Below are 4,087 nucleotides of genomic sequence, written 5' to 3'. Positions count from 1 at the left end.
TCGGCGGGCGCCGCCCGGCGTGGTGATATCCCCCTGAGCGGCACGATTATCCATAACCGCTATGGCAGAGGTTTCTGCATTAATAACCGGGGTAAACAGCAAAGGTAACAGGGCAATAGCGAGTGCGCTTTGTTTCACTTTATTTTCTCCATGTATAAATACGGTAAAATTAAAACAAAGCGACTATAAGTATTTGATGTGACACTTTTATGATAATTTGTGGATGGCGCACCACGGATTACTCAAAACGCTTTTGGCACACTCTCGCCAGCGTTATGAACGTTGGTCAGAAACGCAGGCATACGGCCTTCTCCAGCCAAAGCCCCCTCAATTTGGCGAATAAATATTTGCCGATCGTTACACGTCATATTGCGCAGCATTTCGATGATTACCTGCTCCAGCGTTTCAACCTGCGCCGTCAGTTCTTGCGACTCTTCTTCTTTTTGGGCGAGCTTAAGTAACAACTCAGTAACGAGATTTTTCATTTACGTATTCCCTTAACCAAATATAGGCCACGTTATCATTAAGACTCACAACTGCCTAGAGGATGAAAGTTGTATTTTCATAAGAAATAAAACGTTTTGCGAAAACAATCACAACACAAAATAAGGGAGAAGGAGTCTTAGCGCAGAATTATTCCATATAAAAGGGTAAGGGGATTAATAATCACCTGGATATATAAATGCATAATGATGGATTAACAACGCTGACTGGCAGCGTTGTTAATCAGGTACTCAGCGTGCGCAGCGCCGACGTCGCAACGCGATAGCCAGTTGCCAGATGTTGATAAGCACAATGCACGCCGTGGCAATAAACACCCAGCGAAAGCCCGCCATTGCCGAAACCGTTGCCCCCATTAATGGCCCGGCTACGTTGCCGAGGTACATAAATGACTGGTTATAACCAAAAATGCGCCCGGTTATCTGGTCGCTGGAGTATTTCACCAGCAACGTCTGCACCGCGGGCAACATCGCGCCGTCGGCAAAGCCGAGCAGAAAACGTAAGATCCCCAACTGCAACGGCGTAGTGACCCATGACATGGCGAAAAACAACACGACGGCGAAGATTAACGTTGCCATTAAAATCCGCTCGGTCCCAATACGATCGCCTAATTTACCTAGCCGGGGCGCAGAAATCAGCGCCGAGATGCCCGGAACCGAAGCAATCAGCCCGCTGAGAAAGGCAATATTAGAACTGTCTGGGACCATTGATTTAATAAACAGCGCCAGAATCGGCCCAATTGAGCCGTTACACAACTGGATCACCATCGTAGTAAAAAACAGGCTGATCACCAGCGTCGGATAAGGCAGCGAGGCAAAGACGGCCTTCCCGCTCAGGCGTTCGCTTTTTTTGATTGTCGGGCGCACACCTTCTTTAATTAAGAACAGCGTGACCAGAAAACTCACTACCAGCAAAGCCGCGGTAATACAGAATACCGCCCGTAAGCCAACGTGGTCGGCAATAAAGCCCCCCATCAGTGGTCCGCCAATAACGCCGCTAATTTGCGCCGTCGAGAGCGTACTCAGCGCCCACCCGCTGCGTTCGCGCGGAACCTGTGAGGCTACCAGCGCCATCGCATTGGGAATATAGCCAGACGTTAACCCCATGACCCCACGCAGCAGAAAAAGCTGCCAGACGTTAGTGGCAAAGGCCTGCAGTAAAATCGCAATCGCCATGCCCAAAGAGGCCCGCAGCAACATTAGCTTGCGTCCTTTACGGTCGGCTAAACTCCCCCACATCGGAGAGACGATGGCTGAAATCAGGAAGGTGACGCTAAACGTTAAGCCGGACCACATTGAGAGTGCTTCATGGGAACTCACCCCCAGTTGGGAGATATAGAGCGGTAAAAAAGGCAGGATTTGGCTGATCGCCAGGCCGGTGAAAAAGCAACCGAACCATACGGAAATGAGGTTGACTCTCCAGGATTCCATAGGGACTCATAACGATAAGTAGCTGAAAACTGTGAGTAGTTTAACAAATTACTTAGCCAAATAAGGGTTCACAGGTGCGATATATCACAGTTTAGGATTTTATCTTCCCGCTCATCATATTTGTGATATACCTCACGTCAACCCCACAATATCAGCAGGGGTTTATGCTCCGCGTCCGTTCTGCGCGTTTGCGCTTATCTGCTCCTCTGTTGCCCACCAAAACAATATGCCAGAAGCCGAGGAAACCTGCGTTTTGTCGTGGTAATGTATGTGCTTTGCATTCATGGAATGGGTTTTTAAGATGGCAAAGTTGCGGGTAGGAATCGTATTTGGTGGTAAATCAGCGGAACATGAAGTGTCATTGCAATCGGCAAAAAATATTGTCGATGCCATCGACAAGACTCGCTTTGACGTTGTGCTGTTAGGTATTGATAAGCAAGGGCAATGGCACATTAGCGATGCCAGTAACTATCTGCTCAATTCAGATGATCCAGCGCATATTGCGCTGCGTCCTTCCGCGACCAGCCTGGCTCAGGTCCCGGGTAAACAAGAGCACCAGTTGATCGATGCGCAAACCGGTCAGCCACTGCCAACGGTCGATGTTATTTTCCCGATCGTACACGGCACGTTGGGTGAAGATGGCTCTCTGCAGGGTATGCTGCGCGTGGCGAATCTGCCGTTCGTCGGTTCTGATGTCCTGGGTTCTGCGGCCTGTATGGATAAAGACGTGACCAAACGTCTACTGCGCGATGCCGGATTAAACATCGCGCCATTTATTACGCTCACCCGTGCCAATCGCAACCACATCAGCTTTGCCGAGGTGGAATCCCGACTTGGCCTGCCGCTGTTTGTAAAACCAGCCAACCAGGGCTCGTCCGTTGGCGTCAGTAAAGTGACCAGCGAAGCGCAATACGATCAGGCCGTCGCGCTGGCATTTGAATTCGACCATAAAGTCGTGGTGGAACAAGGGATCAAGGGCCGCGAGATCGAATGCGCGGTGCTGGGCAACGATCAACCGCAGGCCAGTACCTGTGGCGAGATCGTGCTGAACAGTGATTTTTACGCTTACGACACCAAATACATTGACGATAACGGTGCCAAAGTGGTTGTTCCGGCAGCGATCGCACCGGAAGTTAACGATAAGATCCGCGACATTGCTATTCAGGCTTATCAGGCGCTGGGCTGCGCCGGTATGGCGCGCGTGGACGTTTTCTTAACCGCAGAGAACGATGTTGTGATCAATGAGATCAACACGCTGCCGGGCTTTACCAACATCAGCATGTATCCAAAACTGTGGCAGGCGAGCGGCTTAGGCTATACCGATTTGATCACTCGCCTGATCGAACTGGCGCTGGAACGTCATGCGGCGGATAGCGCGTTGAAAACCAGTATGTAAACCCGCCTGGATGCCTGATCGATAGCTATTGGGCATCCTTTGCTTCTTCTTCATCTTCCACGCGGCGACGGATAATTAATCCGGCCAGCCAAAAGCTAATCACCCACGTCACCAACCCCACCGCATAGGTCTGCCATCCCTGCGCTTCAAAACCCAGTAAGCCCACCACCCCGTTCAGAATAAAGATAAGCCCAATAGCGAAGGCATAGTAGTGCCAGTCTCGGCGGATTTTAACAGGCAGGTTCATAACAGCTCCGGTGGAAATACAACGTGAAAGCGCATCCTCGCACATTTCCTCATAGACGTCTGTGGCCTGTGCGGAATTTCTGAAATGTAACTTGATTTCACTTAAGGTTACGTAATTGTGACAACCAGCAAAAAACCGAGATCCAGGAATAATCTCTACCTGAAATTACCATCATTCTGATATTGACATTGCCGATCACCTGTCAGACTCACTGTCAGTTCCAGGCATCACGTCAAAAAAAGCAGGTTATTTCCGGAGGTCTTTATGGCTGATTTTACGCTCTCAAAATCCCTGTTTAAGGGCAAACATCGGGATACCTCCTCCCTGCCCGGCAACATTGCGTATGCCGTATTTGTGCTGTTTTGCTTTTGGGCAGGCGCGCAGGTTTTAAATCTGTTGGCCCACGCTCCCGGCATCTATGAACAGCTGATGCAGTTGCAAATGCAAGAGACAGGACGCCCACGAGTTGAAATTGGCTTAGGCGTCGGTACCCTTTTTGGGCTGGTCCCTTTC

At 50.1% G+C, this 4,087-nt stretch carries 6 protein-coding genes; 2 read left to right on the top strand and 4 right to left on the bottom strand.

Annotated elements, in window-relative coordinates; translation table 11 throughout:
• The 3 genes from FDW87_RS21650 to FDW87_RS03260 all read right to left on the bottom strand — a co-directional run.
• A partial coding sequence (locus FDW87_RS21650) for a hypothetical protein (RefSeq protein ID WP_252362995.1) occupies nt 1–138 on the bottom strand: 138 nt, incomplete at its 3' end.
• A gap of 104 nt (nt 139–242) precedes the next feature.
• The gene (locus tag FDW87_RS03265; RefSeq protein ID WP_016152002.1) at nt 243–485 is read right to left on the bottom strand and encodes a sigma-S stabilization anti-adapter protein IraP; all 243 of its coding nucleotides are present in this window, start codon (nt 483–485) and stop codon (nt 243–245) included.
• 249 nt (nt 486–734) lie between these two features.
• The gene (locus tag FDW87_RS03260; protein WP_131347854.1) at nt 735–1,931 is read right to left on the bottom strand and encodes a multidrug efflux MFS transporter; all 1,197 of its coding nucleotides are present in this window, start codon (nt 1,929–1,931) and stop codon (nt 735–737) included.
• 301 nt (nt 1,932–2,232) lie between these two features.
• Here FDW87_RS03260 and ddlA point away from each other — a divergent pair, with 301 nt between their 5' ends.
• Nucleotides 2,233–3,327, top strand: a complete 1,095-nt coding sequence (gene ddlA, locus FDW87_RS03255; protein ID WP_109017345.1) for a D-alanine--D-alanine ligase — start codon at nt 2,233–2,235, stop codon at nt 3,325–3,327.
• A gap of 25 nt (nt 3,328–3,352) precedes the next feature.
• Here ddlA and FDW87_RS03250 read toward each other — a convergent pair whose 3' ends face one another.
• Entirely contained in the window at nt 3,353–3,574 is a 222-nt protein-coding gene (locus FDW87_RS03250) for a DUF2754 domain-containing protein (RefSeq protein WP_019076140.1), read from the bottom strand.
• Between the two features lie 264 nt (nt 3,575–3,838).
• On the opposite strand from FDW87_RS03250, the gene FDW87_RS03245 reads away from it, so the two are divergent.
• Nucleotides 3,839–4,087 (top strand): DUF2755 family protein (locus FDW87_RS03245; RefSeq protein WP_252362978.1); only part of this gene is annotated, 249 nt, incomplete at its 3' end.

Origin of the sequence: Citrobacter sp. wls826, assembly GCF_005281245.1 — a bacterium.
Taxonomy (GTDB): domain Bacteria; phylum Pseudomonadota; class Gammaproteobacteria; order Enterobacterales; family Enterobacteriaceae; genus Citrobacter; species Citrobacter braakii.
Note: the sequence above shows the minus strand (reverse complement) of the source record. Positions and strands in the feature narration are given on the sequence as shown.

Coding starts and splice junctions, on each gene's coding strand:
- FDW87_RS03260 (WP_131347854.1), bottom strand. CDS start 1,931: ATGGAATCCTGGAGAGTCAACCTCATTTCCGTATGGTTCGGTTGCTTT.
- ddlA (WP_109017345.1), top strand. CDS start 2,233: ATGGCAAAGTTGCGGGTAGGAATCGTATTTGGTGGTAAATCAGCGGAA.
- FDW87_RS03250 (WP_019076140.1), bottom strand. CDS start 3,574: ATGAACCTGCCTGTTAAAATCCGCCGAGACTGGCACTACTATGCCTTC.
- FDW87_RS03265 (WP_016152002.1), bottom strand. CDS start 485: ATGAAAAATCTCGTTACTGAGTTGTTACTTAAGCTCGCCCAAAAAGAA.